Genomic DNA, 16,093 nt, shown 5'->3' with positions numbered 1-16,093 from the left:
CGGCTTACAAAAGTAAATTTATGCAAAGTTTAATTTACTGCGCATTTTTATTATAATTATTGTTCTGTACAGGTGTAACAACTATATCATGAAAAAAATATTATTAACCGGGTATCTGCTGGTATTGGGGCTTGCAACTTTTGCCTACCCAACTGATACATTGGTTATTAATAATGATCAATCACACCTGTTAACCAATAAATATTTTTACGAGCTTGAGGCTCCTGACAATAATTTAACCATTGCCCAGGTTGTAAATAGCAATAAGTTTCACCGCGTTGAACAAACACTTCCGGCTTTAAGGTTTTCAAAGTCTACCACATGGGTAAAATTCAACTTAAAAAACAATAGTAAAGAGCCGCTGATCACTATTGGTATAAATGCAAGTGTTATTGATGAATTCGACCTTTATTATGCAGTAAACACAAGCATAGTCCCGCGCCATCTAAGTCCCGATCATACTCAAAACCTAACTTTTATCAATTTCCCGTTATTGCCGGAAACATCAAGCACCGTGTATTTGCGTATAAGAAGCAATGCATCTGCCGTTGTTCCGATAGAAATTTACAGCACCCCAGCGTTTTTAGAAAGCCGTAATATTGAAAATATAACCACCGGTATCATAGTAGGTGTTTTTATAGTGATGGCCCTATATAATTTATTGTTGTTTTTTATTGTTGGTGATTACAGCTACTTATATTATGTAAATTATATAGTTTTTTTAGGCCTTTCCCAGTTACTTAAACGTGGTTATGGAGTCAATTTATTTACAACCGACAAAACTACTTTAAATAATTATGTGATCCCAGTGATCAGGGTGCTGCTCGGGTTTTCCATCTTGCTTTTTATGAGCAAATTTTTACAGCTCAAACAAAATTTAAAGCAGTGGTATAAATACTATCTATTACTCTATCTATTCTACTTAGTAACTCTTATGGTGATTGTAGCAGGCATGGCCGGTATTGCCTATAATTTAATCACCATTAGTACAGCTATCATTGCAATTAGTCTGCTTATGATAGGAGCTTATCTATACTTGAAGAGCAATTTTAAACCAGCTAAGTTCTTTTTACTGGGCTGGGGGCTGTTCTTAATCAGTTTGTTGATATCTGTAGCGCGTAATAAAGGATTTATGCCTTACAACAATATAACGGCTAATATTGTGATTTACAGTTCTGTTTTAGAACTGATCCTGTTTTCGGCAGCTTTAGCAGAAAAAATTAACTTTTACCGCTACCAAAAAAACGAATCACAAAGTTTTGCGCTTACCGTTGCCCAGGAAAATGAGCGATTAATAATTCAGCAAAATATTTTATTGGAAAGCAAGGTAAAAGAGCGAACTGAAGAATTAACTAAGATCAATAAAAGTCTTTCGTTATCTATCGATAATCTTACAGCTACCCAAAAGCAACTCATAGATAACGAAAAAATGGCCTCATTGGGACAACTTACAGCTGGCGTGGCCCATGAAATTAATAACCCCATTAACTTTGTAAGTTCCAATATAGCACCTTTACGGCTTGATTTTGATGAGCTTTTAGCTTTATTGGATAAGTATGACGACGCCTTGAATAACCCGGAGCAGATGCTCTTTTTAAGGGACCTAAACGATTATAAACAAAAGATCAACCTCAATTTTATCAGGGATGAGATAACTGTTTTATTAAATGGAATAGAGGATGGTGCAAACAGAACAGCAGAAATAGTAAACAGCCTGCGCACCTTTAGCAGTACCGATGAGCAGGTATTAAAAACCGCAGACATCAATAAATCGATCCTGAACAACCTGCTTATTTTACGAAGTACAATTCCGTATTATATTGAGATCAGGCCTGTTTTTGATAAACTGGAGCCTTTAAACTGCTACCCGGGTAAAGTTAACCAGCTGATCATTAACCTGATCAATAACAGCATATATGCCATTAAAAGCAAAGATCACCATAACGATGAATGTATTATGATCATTACTAAGGACTATACCGATCACATTACCATCGAAATTACTGATACCGGTGTAGGAATGACCGAAGAAACCAAACAACGGATCTTTGAACCATTCTTTACCACTAAAGGTATAGGTGAAGGCACCGGATTGGGGCTTTCTATCGTATTTGGTATCATTGAAAAACACCGGGGCAGTATCGAAGTAACATCATCGCCAAATAAAGGTGCCACATTCATGGTATCGATCCCTAAAAACTTAGCTTAGTAAACCCTGAACAAGTGGTCCATTTTGTTAAAACTGGGTTTACATGGTTTACACTTTTTATGGTTAACATCAACATACATAATTGATAATCAATAAATTAACCATAATTTATGATTATATAGTGGGTTTATATGTAAACCCACTCAAGGTCACCTGAAAAGGATCCTGAGGGGTCTGAAATATAATGGATCGGGCACGAACTGTGGAATAATGATTTCGATGTTGGAAATTCAAAATTCATTATTCGATATGAGTTCCCTTAGTAAAGCTTTCAATATAACTTCTAGCCTATCTTAATTAAAAGAATTTCTCAGGATTAGGCACCAGGTTCAGGAATGATTCAAAATTCTGTTCGTAATGCGATTGGTCAAGCTTGTAATAAAAAGCGCCTTTCTTTGAAGATAGCTTATCTTTTTCGGGTAGTTTTACCAGCAAGCCGGTTGATAATAGTTTACGGCTAAAGTTACGATCGTCAAACTTGGTTTGATAAACGCCTTCATAAAGTGCCTGCAGTTGCGGTATGGTGAATTTTTCTGGTAATAGCTGAAACAGGATTGGGTGTAACGCGGCCTTATAACGCAACTGGCGTAAGGCAAGCCTTACCATTTCTGTATGGTCAAATATCAGCTCGGGCATTTCATTCAGTAAAAACCATTCCGGGTGATATTCTTCGCTCAGCTGTTTTTCATACTGATGAATATCAATCAGCGCGAAGTAAGCGATAGACAAAGTTCTCTCCACCGGGTCGCGGTCTGGATGACCAAATACATGAAACTGCTCCATGTATACATTTTTAAGTCCGGTACGTAATTCTAATATGCGGTTGGCGGCATCATCTGGCGACTCCGAAGGCTGTATAAAGCCTCCCATCAGGCTCCATTTATTTTTCTCGGGTTCAAGACCACGCTGTACAAGCAATAGTTTGATATTAAATCCGTCGAATCCAAAAATGATACAATCTGTTGCCGCTAAAATGCGTGTCTCGCCGGTATACTTCTGCATAATTTGGTTAAAGTTTATTTGCAAGTGTAAAAATAATTATGCAATTATTTAGTGTCGATACTACAACTATTTTATTCGAGGCAACATTTTTTAATTTTTATAAGATCACTTATTGTAGCGGGTTAAAACCTTAGCACCAATCATCATAAATAAATATCATAGCCAAATCCTTTAACTAACCCGCTTGCCCTGCAGCAACATATCCATAGCATCGTTAAGCGAACCGGCCCGTGATACTTCGCCAGAGTTGACAAAAAATATCTCGTCGGCATTTTCAATGGTATTCAGGCGATGCGCGATGATCACCCTGGTGGTAGTATCCGGTAACTTGTTCAATATATCGCTCAATAACTGCTCGGTTATAGTATCAATATTAGCCGTAGCCTCATCCAAAATCAATATCTGAGGATTACGCAATACCGCCCGCATAAAAGCGATCAGTTGTTTTTGACCAAGGCTGATACTATCACCCGAAGAAAGCACCTGGGTTTCCAGTCCACTTTCAAAAATAGCCAGCAGGCTACCCAGGTTGGCATCAATGATCACTTTTTCCAGTTGCTCATTGGTGTGACCCTTATACAGATCGTTACCGTATAAAATATTATCCTTAACCGTTCCGGTAAATAAAAACGGTTCCTGTAAAATAAATCCAATTTTTTGGGTACGTTCTTCCAGGCTGTAGGTTCTTATGTCCCTGCCATCCAGCATAACCAATCCTTTTGAAGGATCATATAAGCGGGCAATCAATGATGCTGTAGTGGTTTTACCGCCACCGGTTGGCCCAACCAGGGCGTAGGTTTTACCCTGCTCCAGCTTAAAGCTGATGTTGTGCAGTATTTCCTGATCATCATTATAACCAAAGTGCACATTCCTGAATTCCAGCAGGGCGGCATTTTGTTCAGATATCCCATTTTCCATAACAGGCAGATCGGTTTCGAGAGACAGTATTTGTGATATCCTGTCCCAGCCCGCCATAGCCAGTTGAAAGTTTGTCCATAACGCGGCCAATTGTCTCAAAGGGTTATAAAAGTTGGTGGAGTATGATAAATAACTCACCAGCAAACCAATACTAAACTGCCCGATGGTGATCAAATAAATACCAAAGGCCAGCACGATCAGTTGCGCTATACTGGCAAACAAGCCGTAAACGGGTATAAAAACATTGTTTGCCAATCCTGATCCGATCGCGGTTTTGTAATTATCACGATTGGCCGTTTCAAAACGTTTCCGGAAATAATCGCGGCGGTTAAAGGCGATGATCACTTTAAAATTATGCAGGCTTTCCTGTATCTCCGAACTCATCCCCCCTACGCTTTTCAGGTTCAGTGCATTTTTACGCTTTATCCATGGCGATAAAACCAGTGTCAGCACCAAAATAAGTACAGCCGGAGCAAGCGTTGCGGCACCCAATTCAAACTTGATCAGTAACAAAAACACGCCCGCGCCTACCATAATGGAGATGTTCCCGATAAACTGCATCAGCGATTGGGAAAAAAACTGGTTCAGTTTATCAGTATCATTGTTTACCCGCGATATCAGGTCGCCCGCCTTATTCTGATTGAAAAAACCTACCGGCAGTTGCTGTAACTTATTAAATATAGAGTTACGCAGGGTAAACAACATACGCTGACTTACACTACCCATCAGCTTGGTTTGACTATAGCTGGTAAACAAAGCCAGCAAATACATACATAACAATATAATGGCGTTATGAATAACCCCGCTATAATCCTTATGCTGCACATAGGTATCAATCGTGTGCCCAATAACAAGAGGGCCCAGTAAGTTGAGAGAGGAATTGGTTAATATAGCCAACAGGGCTAATAAAAGTATTTTCTTTTCGTGAGCAATTAGCTGTAACAGCTTTTTAAGTCCTGCAAGGGTCGAGGTCTTTTGCTGTGCATGGCTAAGCTTATTCAGATCGTAATTCATATATAATTAGTGAATTAGTGATTTAGTGATTTTTGTCTAAACTCGAATTTTTAGAATTTTAGAATTAACAGAATCCGCACATCTGAAATCTACACATCTATTTTTAATGAGCAACGCCATGTTCGTAATTACTGGTGCTTTGCTGCGAATTAAATATCTGTACGTAATCAGGACTGGTTTGCATCAGCTCATCATGCACGCCACGAGCTACTATTTCGCCTTGGGTAAGCAGGAGGATCTGGTCATAATGCTCAACCGATGCTATTTTCTGGGTAACCGATATCAGGGTTAGTCCGGGGTAATTTTTCTGGATATTGCTTAATATCTTTTTCTCGGTATTGGTATCAACCCTGGCTGTAAAATCATCCAGCAATAAAACTTTTGGGTTAACGGCCAAAGCCCTGGCCAGCATGATTCGTTGTTTTTGTCCGCCAGAAAGACTCGATCCACGTTCGGAAACTATAGTATTCAGCTTATCGGGCAGGTTGTCTATAAAATCCCTCAATTCGGCTGTTTCAATGGCTTTTTCCAATGATTCATCTGTAACCGTATCACTAAAAGCGATGTTTTCGCGGATGCTCATGTTAAAAATGATACTATCCTGAAAAACAAAACCCACCTGACTATGGAACGATTCGCTGTTATAGCTATCAATGCTCCGCCCGTCATAATGTACGTAACCCGACGTTGGATTGATGAGATTAGTGAGCAAATAAAGCAGCTGCGTTTTACCGGCAGCTGTAGGCCCGATGATAGCAATTTTTGATCCTGCCGCTACCGAAAACGATACATTTTTAAGTGCCGGTTTTTGGCCGTAAACTAATGATACATCCTTAAGTTCCACATCACCGCGCAGTGTTTCTTTTAAGGTTCCGGCATCAACCATATCCGGTGCATCCAGCACCACACTGATACGGGTAAACGATGCCGAGGCCTGCGCGATCAGGTTACTCATAAAACCTAATATAAATATCGGGAATATGAGTAACGACAGATAACTGTTAAAGGCGGCAAAGCTACCCAGGGTCATACTGCCCTTGATCACAAAATGGCCGCCCATCATTAAAATAGTTAAGGCTGCCAGGTTGGCTGTAAAGGTTACAATAGGTATCAGTCCGGCAAAAAAGCCCAGTATTTTTAAGCCATATTGTTTAGCCTCGGTATTGGCCTCTAAAAACTTATTATACTCCAACTGTTGCGAATTGATCACACGAATAAGCGCTGCACCCAGGATGCTTTCGTTAATTACCTTGTTCAGTTGGTCAATTACGCCCCTGCTTTTTATAAACAATGCGCGTACATTCTTTAACACATAAAAAAATGTACCGCCTATGATAGGGATAATGGCGATCACGGCCAAGGCCAGCTTCCAGTTAATAGTAAACAGCAATATGCTTGCACCAATAATGATAAACAGCGATGACACAATGGATACCAGCGCCTGCGACACAAACAACTTTATGGAATCAACATCGGCAGTCAAATTGGTAAGCAGCTTGGACGGATTGGCTTTTTCAATAAAAGCATGACTTTGCCTGGATATCTTATCGGCCAGCTTTTGCCTTAGATCACGGGCTACACGCTCCGAAGCATAGGTTTGAATAATGGTTTGCAGATAACTGAAAATAAAAATGACCAGTACCGCTAATGAGAATTTTTTAATGATATCGCTAAACACAAAGTGTTGTTTAGTATAATCGTCTATTCCGCTGGCTATTATCTTGGGCAACCAAAGATTCACGCCATTGCTGAGTAATGCAAACAACAAAAGCAGAGAAACGAGGCCCATGTACGGCTTTAGCAAGCTAAAAACACCAGGTGGTTTTTTATCGGGTTTTTGAGTATCAGTTTTCATGTCTTTTTCAGATATACATCTACAGATGTTTCAAAGTATAAGGTTAACGGCTTAGTAAAAATACACCATTATATGTATGATGACGATTATGAAAGTAAAACATTTTGCTGGCGGACAAATAATTTACAATCGCACCAAATTACTACTAAACAGAAACATTAATTCAAATATACTCCTATTTGGTAATAATTAAAACTTTTTAGATATAATTTCATAATTTTACAACTAAATAGTAACAACATGAAACCTATTGTACAACTGGTAGAGGAATGGACTACTTTTGAAGAGGTTAGCAATGAGCAATCCGTTGAAGCTTTTTGTCGATATTACCTTCAAAAACAACGACCAAAACCCAAACATCCGGGCAAAAAAAGCGAACGCATTATGAATGGTGTTAGTCTGCTTAAAACAGTAGGCCGTATTTTGAGCGCCTACTCCCTTTACTTCCGATCGGCAGTTAACCATATCGAGATGCCCCCTGCGGAAAGCTTTTATTATCTGAATACGCTTGTGCACATGGGCGAAGTAAAAAAGAGCGATCTGATCAACCAGATGTTTGCCGAAACCACTACCGGCATGGAGATCATCAACAGGCTTATCCGCGAAAAAAAGATAACGGAGCGTACCTCGCCCGATGATAAGCGTGCTAAGCTCATCAAAATAACTCCCAAAGGGACGGCTGCCCTTGATGAATATTATAAAATATCGGCCAAGGTAATCGAAATGACCTTTAAAGACCTGAGCGATGATGTTTTGGTTGATTGTTATGAAATGTTAAAATATTGCGAGCAACGCAATTCTGCACTTGCTATTGAACTAAAGAACAAGCCATTTATGCAGATGTACGAGCACGCCATGGCTGATAAAGCCTGAAAACTTAAAAAGTAAACCACTATCATGAGTTCAAAACTCTCACCCGAAACCGATTATATTTTAGAAGACGACAGGGTATTGATCAGACCTTTAACTATCGACGACTATCAAAACCTGCTGCCTTTTGCCCTATATGAGCCCAACACCTGGAGTTATTCACAAGTAAGTGCCAAAGGCGCTGATGGCATGCGTAATTATATTGATCAGGCCCTTAAAGCCAGGCTTGAGGGTAAGGAATACCCTTTTATTATTTACGATAAAAAAACAGGCGAATATGCAGGCAGTACCCGCTTTTATGATATACAACCGGCCAACCAGGCATTGGAAATAGGCTATACCTGGTATGGCGAAAAATTCAGAGGCACCGGTCTCAACAAACACTGCAAATTTTTACTACTGCAACTGGCCTTTGAAGAATTGGACCTGAAACGGGTAGGCTTTCGTGCCGATGCCCGGAATGAGCGCAGCATCGCGGCCATGAAAAGTATAGGCTGTACGGTAGAGGGTATTATTCGTAGCCACATGCCCCTTCCAGACGGAACCAGGCGTGATTCTATTCTCCTGAGCATTTTACAATACGAATGGCAGCAGGATGTAAAAGAACGGTTGAAAGCTAAGTTGTAATTGTATTTTTAAAGTCATTTAATAAAAACCTATCTGCGTTTAAGCTCCAAATGGCATAATTCATGGATATTTATGCAAACTGGCCGGGTAACAAATTATAGCCAGGTGCATCTATACCATAAAAAACACACCGTTTGGAAACTATACTCAACATTGCAGATCTGGGCAAAACCTACCAAAGCGCGGGGCGTACGCTCAACGTGCTACATGATATAAATTTCAGCATTGCTGCCGGTTCTACCAATGCTATTGTGGGCCCTTCGGGCAGTGGTAAAACCACCTTGTTAGGCCTATGTGCCGGGCTCGACCGCTCCAGTGCGGGAGCAGTGGAATTAAATGGTATTAACCTCGGAAATTTAACAGAAGACCAGCGCGCGCAGGTACGTAACCAATATGTTGGTTTTATATTTCAGAATTTTCAGTTGCTGCCTACGTTGACCGCCTTGGAGAACGTAATGGTTCCTTTAGAGCTTCGTAACGAAAAAAATATACGTGCAAGAGCGTTGGATCTGCTAGATAAAGTGGGCCTGGCCGATCGCGGGCACCACTACCCTTCTCAATTGTCGGGTGGTGAGCAACAACGGGTTTCGCTGGCACGCGCCTTTTCCAATTCGCCCAAAATATTATTTGCCGATGAACCTACCGGCAACCTGGATGCCGAAACCAGCGAAAAGGTGGTAAAACTCCTTTTTGATCTGAATAAAGAGGCCGGCACTACACTTATCCTGGTAACCCATGACCTGGACCTGGCCGCGAAAACACAACGCATCATCCGGATAAAAGGTGGTCAGCTGATAGCTGATGAAAAAACAATTAACGGATAAGTTTATGGAGACCAATCTCGTTAATTATCAAAGAAAAATGAATATCCCCTGGCTGTTTAATATGGCCTGGCGCGATAGCCGTAAAAACCGGTCGAGGCTATTTTTGTTCATATCCGCCATTGTATTTGGTATAGCTGCGTTGGTAGCTATTTATGCTTTTAAGTATAATGTTCAAAATGACATCAACGGACAGGCAGCTACTCTGATCGGCGCAGATCTTTCTGTATCAGGCAATAAACCGGTCGATGCAAATCTGAAAAAATTATTGGATTCATTAGGTGACGAACGCTCGCAGGAACGCAGCTTTGCCTCGATGGCCTATTTTCCGAAAAGCAAAGGCACAAGGCTGGTACAGGTACGGGCCCTACAGGGCAATTTCCCCTATTACGGTGCTATTGAAACCACACCTGAACAAGCGGGCACATCCTTCAGAAAAGGCCAAATGGCTGTGGTTGATAAAACCCTGATGCTGCAATTCAACGCTCATGTGGGCGATTCTATCAAGATCGGCAGTAGCCAGTTTTTAATTACAGGCATTTTAAACCGTGCTCCCGGGCAAGCCGGCGCCGTAGCTGGAATAGCACCGGTGGTTTATATACCCATGCAATACCTGGAGCAAACCGGGCTGGTAAAAATTGGCAGCCGGGTAAACTACAGCTTTTACTATAAGTTCAGCAAACCAGTGAACCTGGATAAGCTTACCAAGAAACTCGACCCGATGCTGGATAAAGCGGGGATGCGATATGAAACCATTGAAGGCCGGAAAGAAAATACCGGTCGTAACTTTGGCGATCTGAGTCGTTTTTTATCCTTAGTGGGTTTTGTTGCTTTGCTATTGGGTTGTGTAGGTGTGGCCAGCGCTGTTCATATCTATGTACGCGAAAAAATAGCATCTATTGCCATTATGCGCTGCCTGGGTGTTAAAGCATCTGAAGCTTTTCTGATATACCTTATCCAGATTGTTGGTATCGGGCTCATTGGTTCTGTTATTGGGGCAGCATTAGGTACTGCGATACAACATCTGCTACCGATTTTATTTAAGGATTTTATCCCATTCACCATATCCGTTCAAATTTCATGGATGGCTATTGGTCAGGGTATTTTATTAGGGGTAATCATTTCCCTGCTTTTTGCTTTATTGCCGTTGATATCCGTGCGAAATGTATCGCCATTAAACACCTTACGCCTATCCTTTGATGACGCGGTACTGTCCCGTGATCCGCTCCGTTGGCTGGTATATGCACTCATTATGCTGTTCATCATAGCTTTTACCTATTTACAATTAGATAGCTGGTTGGGGAGCCTGTTCTTTACGCTGGGCATACTGGCAGCTTTTATGATACTGTCAGCGGTAGCCTGGTTGTTGATGCGCCTTACTAAATTATTGATCAACGGCTCCTGGAGCTATCTGTGGCGACAGGGCTTTGCCAATTTATACCGGCCCAATAATCAAACCCTTATCCTTATGGTATCCATAGGTTTAAGTACTATGTTCATTTGCATATTGTTCTTGATTCAAAATTTGCTCATCGGTCAGGTTACCCTGTCGAGCAGCAGCAATCAGTCCAACATGATCTTGTTTGATATACAAAATAGTCAGAAGGATTCTGTTGCCCATTTAACCCGTCAGCAGGGCTTGCCTGTATTACAACAGGTACCCATTGTAACCCTGCGGATAGAACAGATCAACGGTAAAACCTTTGCCGACCTGCAAAAAGACTCGACCATAAAAATCCCGCACGGGGTATTTGCTTATGAATACCGGGTTACTTTCCGCGACTCCCTCTCCGGATCAGAAAAACTGACCGATGGAACCTGGATAGGCAAAGCAACACCAGGAAAAGACATTCCCGTTTCTGTGGAAGAAAATCTGTACCATCGGGCAAACCTTAAAATTGGCGACAAAATAGTTTTTAACGTTCAAGGGGTAGAAATGCCCGCCTACGTGGCCAGCGTACGTAAAGTAAACTGGGGTAAAGTGCAGACCAATTTCCAGGTGGTTTTCCCAACAGGTGTTTTAGAAGACGCCCCGCAGTTCCAGGTATTGCTTACCCATGTGCCATCAACTAAAGTATCGGCTACTTTCCAAAGGGCCATTGTGCATAGCTTTCCAAATGTTTCTATTATCGACCTGGGCCTGGTTTTAAGCGTATTGGATGAGTTGCTGAATAAGATAAGCTATGTGATCCGCTTTATGAGCGCGTTCAGTATCATAACCGGTGTAGTGGTATTGGTAGCATCGGTTCGCATTAGTAAATATCAGCGCATACAAGAAAGTGTATTACTACGCACCTTAGGTGCAAGCCGTAGACAAATTTTTGCCATTACCGCGTTGGAATACCTATTCCTGGGCTCTTTATCTGCCCTTACAGGTATAGTGATCGCTTTTGGCGGCAGTTGGTTATTGGCCAAATACAGTTTTGAGATACCCTATACAGTTAATTATCTGCCCGCGTTGATATTATTTTTCGTTATATCCATACTAACCGTTATCATTGGTTTGTTAAATAGCAGGGGCGTTTTAAATAAACCGCCGCTCGAAATATTACGCAATAACGCTTAATACCATGTACAAATTCAAATTAACGTTCCTGTTACTGACCACGCTCATTTTCGCGGCGTGCGATCAAAATAAAAAACCCGCAACTGATGAGGGAGCCAAAAGCAGTGCAGCAGCCCAGCCGGATGCAGCCGCGTCAAAAACCGTTTTGTTTTTTGGCGATAGTTTGACCGCCGGTTATGGGTTGGATGACCCGTCGGAGGCTTTCCCGGGTGTGATCAAAGATAAGATAGATTCCCTGAAACTACCCTACAAAGTGGTTAACGCAGGTTTAAGCGGCGAAACCACAGCCGGTGGCAATGCTCGCTTAAGCTGGCTGTTGAAACAAAAGGTAGATATTTTTATACTGGAACTTGGCGCTAATGACGGTTTACGCGGTATCCCGGTAAGTGAGACTAATAAAAACCTGCAAAGTATTATTGATAAGGTGAAAGCTAAATATCCGGAAGTAAAGATCGTGCTACTAGGTATGCAGGTTCCGCCTAATATGGGTGCTGACTATGCCAATAAATTCAAGGCCGTTTACCCCAATCTGGCAGCTAAAAACCACGCCCAACTGGTGCCTTTTCTTTTACAAGACGTAGCTGGCATACCCTCATTGAACCAGGCTGATGGTATCCATCCTACAGCGCAAGGCGCCAAAATTGTGGCCAATAATGTTTGGGACGTTTTAAAGGGCGTTCTGTAATAGATTTAGGTTACCGCTGTGAGATCCCATTTATAAGTGTATTCCGGCTTATCAAGGCCGCTGGCAACAGTGAGTATAACATGTCCTTTTGATCCGTCGGTTTCGCTTAGGGAGTAAGTAAAATGTATCAATTTAGGGGTTGTCACAATTACCTCATCGGCAATTTTGGCTCCGTTCATTTTAATGATCCATTTTTTCTTGTCCAGGTTTTCGCCGGCAATGACGATATCATTGCATTGAGTAGCATTTAATTTTTCGGGATTGGTATCTACAAAAGTTACCTTATCATCTTTCAAACTATCCGGCCGGGCCTCTTTCGGACGAAATATTACTTCAAATATCTCTTTAAGCTTCTGCGTGGCAATATCTGTAAACAAACCTGCCAGGGTAGATATGGTCATGATGCCATAAATATTCAAGGTATTACCTGGATCGTTCGAATTTAAAAAACCTGCCCTAAAAGCAAAATAAACGATCACAGCCAAAGCCGCTGCCGTAAAAGGCTTAACACAATACCATAACAACCAGCTGCGTTTAAACTGCCCGGCACCTATAAAAGTGGTAAATGAGGTAGAGATATGCACCATATTGCCCAAAAAACCGGCGGTGGCCACTAAAAGCAATATCAAAGTATTAAACTGGATAGTATCATTGATGTTAACGGGTGTAATACAGGGTACCTGACTATCAGCAACCGACACTTTACTTGCTACCGCAACTTTTTGGGATGTATCATTTTTTGCAGGCTCAACTTTATTTACCCGATGTACCGGGGCTGTATTATTATAGATGATACAGGTGCTATCTAACAGGGTTACGTTAAATAAGCGACGATCATACCTCGCGGCTCTGCCGCTTGAAGGCAATCTGTCGGGCCAAAATGCGATCATGGTGATTAAAGCCGATAAGGTAAGCAGGGACAATAAAAGTCCGGCTATAACTTTTTCGGTATTCGATATCTGGTTCCGGTAGCAGGGGCCTTCTTCCATAAATATACTTTTATAATCTGCAAGGCCGATTTACAACTTACAGATCAATCGTTTATATTCATAAAATTAAACAAAGCCAAAGGCATACATAACCGTAGTTACACGCTATTTGAGTGTGGATTTTACCTGATATTGGGGACGATTACAATTGGAGTATTAATCCACCAAAGCCTGGTAAACCAGGGCGCGGAATTTATCCTGTATAGCATTATGCGGTAATGGCCAGTTCTGTATAAAAAGCAGGCAAACCAGGTGTTCTTTGGGATCTACCCAATACAAGGTACCATAAAAGCCGCCCCATGCAAATGAGCCAGGGCTTATGCCCAATTTAGTTGAGCTTGCTGTAGTAGTAATACCAAAACCTAAACCAAATTTGTCCTTATCTGGGTTAATATACAGATCGCCTATTTGATTTTCGGTCATCATTTCAACCGTATGCCTGGCCAGTAAACGCTGACCGTTATAGATGCCCCCATTCAGCATCATTTGCAAAAAGATGGCATAATCCTTAATAGTTGAACTTAAACCGGCTCCACCTGAAAAATATGTCCCTGCCGCTTTAGGGTAATCGAAATCTACTCCCTGCAGTGTAGAAGTGCTCCATTTTACCAGGTGCTGTTGTTTATCGGGTGTATAAACCGCTACCAAGCGGTTTTGCTTGGCGGCAGGTATATAGAAATAGGTATCTTTCATCCCCAGCGGATCAAATATGCGCTCTTTAAAAAACTGGTCTAAGGTTTTTCCTGATACTTTTTCAACCAGGTAACCCAATACATCTATGTTTAAACCATAGGTCCAGTGCTCACCGGGCTGATGGGTTAATGGTAGTTTTCCTAATTTATCCATAGCATCGGCCACACGAAGTTTACCGGCTACAAAGCCACCGGGTATTCCCGATTTTGCATAAATGGCATTCATTCTGGGCGAACCTATCTGCGCATACTCGATACCTGATGTATGGGTAAGCAGATCGCGGATAGTTATTTCCCGTTTAGCGGGTACAGTGGTGTAAGTGGTATCTTTATCATTATACAGATCGATCACCTTAGGGTGCGCGAATGCAGGTAGATATTTTGAGATAGGTTCATCCAGCAAAAACTTTCCTTCCTCAAATAGCATCATTACCGCAACACTGGTAATAGCTTTGGTTTGTGAAGCAATCCGGAATATGTTATCATTATTCATCAGCTTTTTTTGCTCCGCATCAGCAATACCGAATGATTTATTGTACACTATTTTACCATTCCGGGCGATGAGGCCGACAGCTCCGTTGATATAACCGGAGTCGATATTATCCTCTATCAGATGATCAATTCGCTGTAATCTTTCAACCGAAAACTTTTCTGATACCGGATTACCCACCTGTAAGCCAACACCCTGCGCAAAAACACTTAAGCCAGTACTAAGGAATAATAAAAACAGCAAAACCTTTTTCATCATCAATAATTAAATAGCACCTTACTTAAACTGTTGGCAGTGCATTTTATTTTGTAGATTTTCTGATCCTCAGGTCAGTGCTTAATATAACCTGTTGTTTTACACCATTCTCTACAGAAGTATTGAGCCTGTTAAGCAATAGTGTGATCACCTTATCAGCAATGGCATCAATGGGCTGTGCTATTGCCGTTACAGGAGGGTTGCAAAGTTCAAAAACCTCATAATCATCAAAACATATCAGGGCAATATCTTCCGGTATCCTTTTACCCAGTTTCCGGAGCACTTTTAGTCCACAGGTTCCCAAATGATTATTGCCGAACAGTATGGCATCTATTTCCTGGTGTTCATTCAGAAAAGCCTGGATCGGATCGGTCATCAGTTTTTCATCCTGGTAAAAATCAACCTCTTTAATATTGGTTTTAAGCTTGCTTTCGGTGATGGCTTTTTTATAACCGCTAAGCCTGTCGGCCATTTGGGTTTGCTGATTATTAAAACTGATAAAAGCGATATTTTTATACCCCTTATCAATAAGATACCGGGTTGCATTGTAGGTGCTGAACAAATTATCAACCACTACATAATCGGTCTCAACCCCAGGCATATACCTGTCAAACAATACCACAGGCAGGCCATCTTTGATCAGGGCACTGATATCCTCTTCAATACCCTCTGGCGGCACAATGATATATCCGTCAACATGCCTGTCACGAAACATAGCTATCAGCTCCTGGGTTTTTTGGGTATCATTATCAGTACTGCTATAAATAATTTTATACCCGTTTTTGTACGCCCTGTCCTCAATTTGGCGGGCTATAGTGGCAAAAAAGTTATTGGATATATCCTGCACCAATAAACCTATAATATTTGATTTGCCTGTGCGCAGGCTTTTTGCCAGTGAATTTGGTTTATAGCCAACTTCTTTTACATATTTTAAAACACGTTCAACCAGTTCCTCGCTTATCCGTTTTTCGCGTGCCCTGCCATTCAGAATAAAGGATACAGTGGTTTTAGATATGTTAAGGCTGTTGGCAATATCAACGATAGATAATTTCTTCTTCAAATTTTTTAGTGTTGTTTATCCAAATATATAACATAAATAA

Annotated in this window: 12 protein-coding genes; 6 read left to right on the top strand and 6 right to left on the bottom strand. The window is 41.2% G+C overall.

The genetic code is table 11. The features are described 5' to 3' along the window. The first annotated feature begins 88 nt into the window (after positions 1 to 88). Entirely contained in the window at positions 89 to 2,209 is a 2,121-nt protein-coding gene (locus AC57BQ_RS04330) for a sensor histidine kinase (RefSeq protein ID WP_496405098.1), read from the top strand. 297 nt (positions 2,210 to 2,506) lie between these two features. On the opposite strand, the gene AC57BQ_RS04325 is transcribed toward AC57BQ_RS04330, so the two are convergent. From AC57BQ_RS04325 to AC57BQ_RS04315, 3 genes are all read right to left on the bottom strand, one after another. Further along, positions 2,507 to 3,211 (bottom strand): NUDIX hydrolase, encoded by a 705-nt coding sequence (locus AC57BQ_RS04325; RefSeq protein ID WP_090465445.1) that lies wholly within the window; start codon positions 3,209 to 3,211, stop codon positions 2,507 to 2,509. Positions 3,212 to 3,382: 171 nt separating this feature from the next. Continuing rightward, positions 3,383 to 5,143: an ABC transporter ATP-binding protein gene (locus AC57BQ_RS04320; RefSeq protein ID WP_496405097.1), complete on the bottom strand. Its 1,761-nt coding sequence runs from the start codon at positions 5,141 to 5,143 to the stop codon at positions 3,383 to 3,385. A gap of 103 nt (positions 5,144 to 5,246) precedes the next feature. After that, complete coding sequence (locus AC57BQ_RS04315; protein ID WP_496405096.1) at positions 5,247 to 6,998, bottom strand: ABC transporter ATP-binding protein; 1,752 nt, start codon at positions 6,996 to 6,998, stop codon at positions 5,247 to 5,249. Positions 6,999 to 7,238: 240 nt separating this feature from the next. On the opposite strand from AC57BQ_RS04315, the gene AC57BQ_RS04310 reads away from it, so the two are divergent. The 5 genes from AC57BQ_RS04310 to AC57BQ_RS04290 all read left to right on the top strand — a co-directional run bounded on the left by AC57BQ_RS04310 (position 7,239) and on the right by AC57BQ_RS04290 (position 12,567). Next, the gene (locus tag AC57BQ_RS04310) at positions 7,239 to 7,871 is read left to right on the top strand and encodes a MarR family winged helix-turn-helix transcriptional regulator (RefSeq protein WP_496405095.1); all 633 of its coding nucleotides are present in this window, start codon (positions 7,239 to 7,241) and stop codon (positions 7,869 to 7,871) included. 24 nt (positions 7,872 to 7,895) lie between these two features. Continuing rightward, the gene (locus AC57BQ_RS04305) at positions 7,896 to 8,495 is read left to right on the top strand and encodes a GNAT family N-acetyltransferase (RefSeq protein WP_496405094.1); all 600 of its coding nucleotides are present in this window, start codon (positions 7,896 to 7,898) and stop codon (positions 8,493 to 8,495) included. Positions 8,496 to 8,629: 134 nt separating this feature from the next. Next, entirely contained in the window at positions 8,630 to 9,319 is a 690-nt protein-coding gene (locus tag AC57BQ_RS04300; protein ID WP_496405093.1) for an ABC transporter ATP-binding protein, read from the top strand. Continuing rightward, entirely contained in the window at positions 9,297 to 11,882 is a 2,586-nt protein-coding gene (locus AC57BQ_RS04295; RefSeq protein WP_496405092.1) for an ABC transporter permease, read from the top strand. Before AC57BQ_RS04300 ends, AC57BQ_RS04295 begins: the two co-directional genes overlap by 23 nt. A gap of 4 nt (positions 11,883 to 11,886) precedes the next feature. Further along, the gene (locus AC57BQ_RS04290; RefSeq protein WP_496405091.1) at positions 11,887 to 12,567 is read left to right on the top strand and encodes an arylesterase; all 681 of its coding nucleotides are present in this window, start codon (positions 11,887 to 11,889) and stop codon (positions 12,565 to 12,567) included. Positions 12,568 to 12,572: 5 nt separating this feature from the next. Here the strand turns inward: AC57BQ_RS04290 and AC57BQ_RS04285 are convergent, their stop codons facing one another. The 3 genes from AC57BQ_RS04285 to AC57BQ_RS04275 form a co-directional block, all read right to left on the bottom strand. Continuing rightward, the gene (locus AC57BQ_RS04285; RefSeq protein WP_496405090.1) at positions 12,573 to 13,556 is read right to left on the bottom strand and encodes a hypothetical protein; all 984 of its coding nucleotides are present in this window, start codon (positions 13,554 to 13,556) and stop codon (positions 12,573 to 12,575) included. Between the two features lie 156 nt (positions 13,557 to 13,712). Then, complete coding sequence (locus AC57BQ_RS04280) at positions 13,713 to 14,996, bottom strand: serine hydrolase domain-containing protein (protein ID WP_496405089.1); 1,284 nt, start codon at positions 14,994 to 14,996, stop codon at positions 13,713 to 13,715. 43 nt (positions 14,997 to 15,039) lie between these two features. After that, complete coding sequence (locus AC57BQ_RS04275) at positions 15,040 to 16,053, bottom strand: LacI family DNA-binding transcriptional regulator (RefSeq protein WP_496405088.1); 1,014 nt, start codon at positions 16,051 to 16,053, stop codon at positions 15,040 to 15,042. Positions 16,054 to 16,093: the final 40 nt, after the last annotated feature.

The sequence above is a fragment of the Mucilaginibacter sp. BGA-UO-ETr-C110 genome (assembly GCF_059567985.1).
This window is presented reverse-complemented; position numbering and strand designations above follow the sequence as displayed.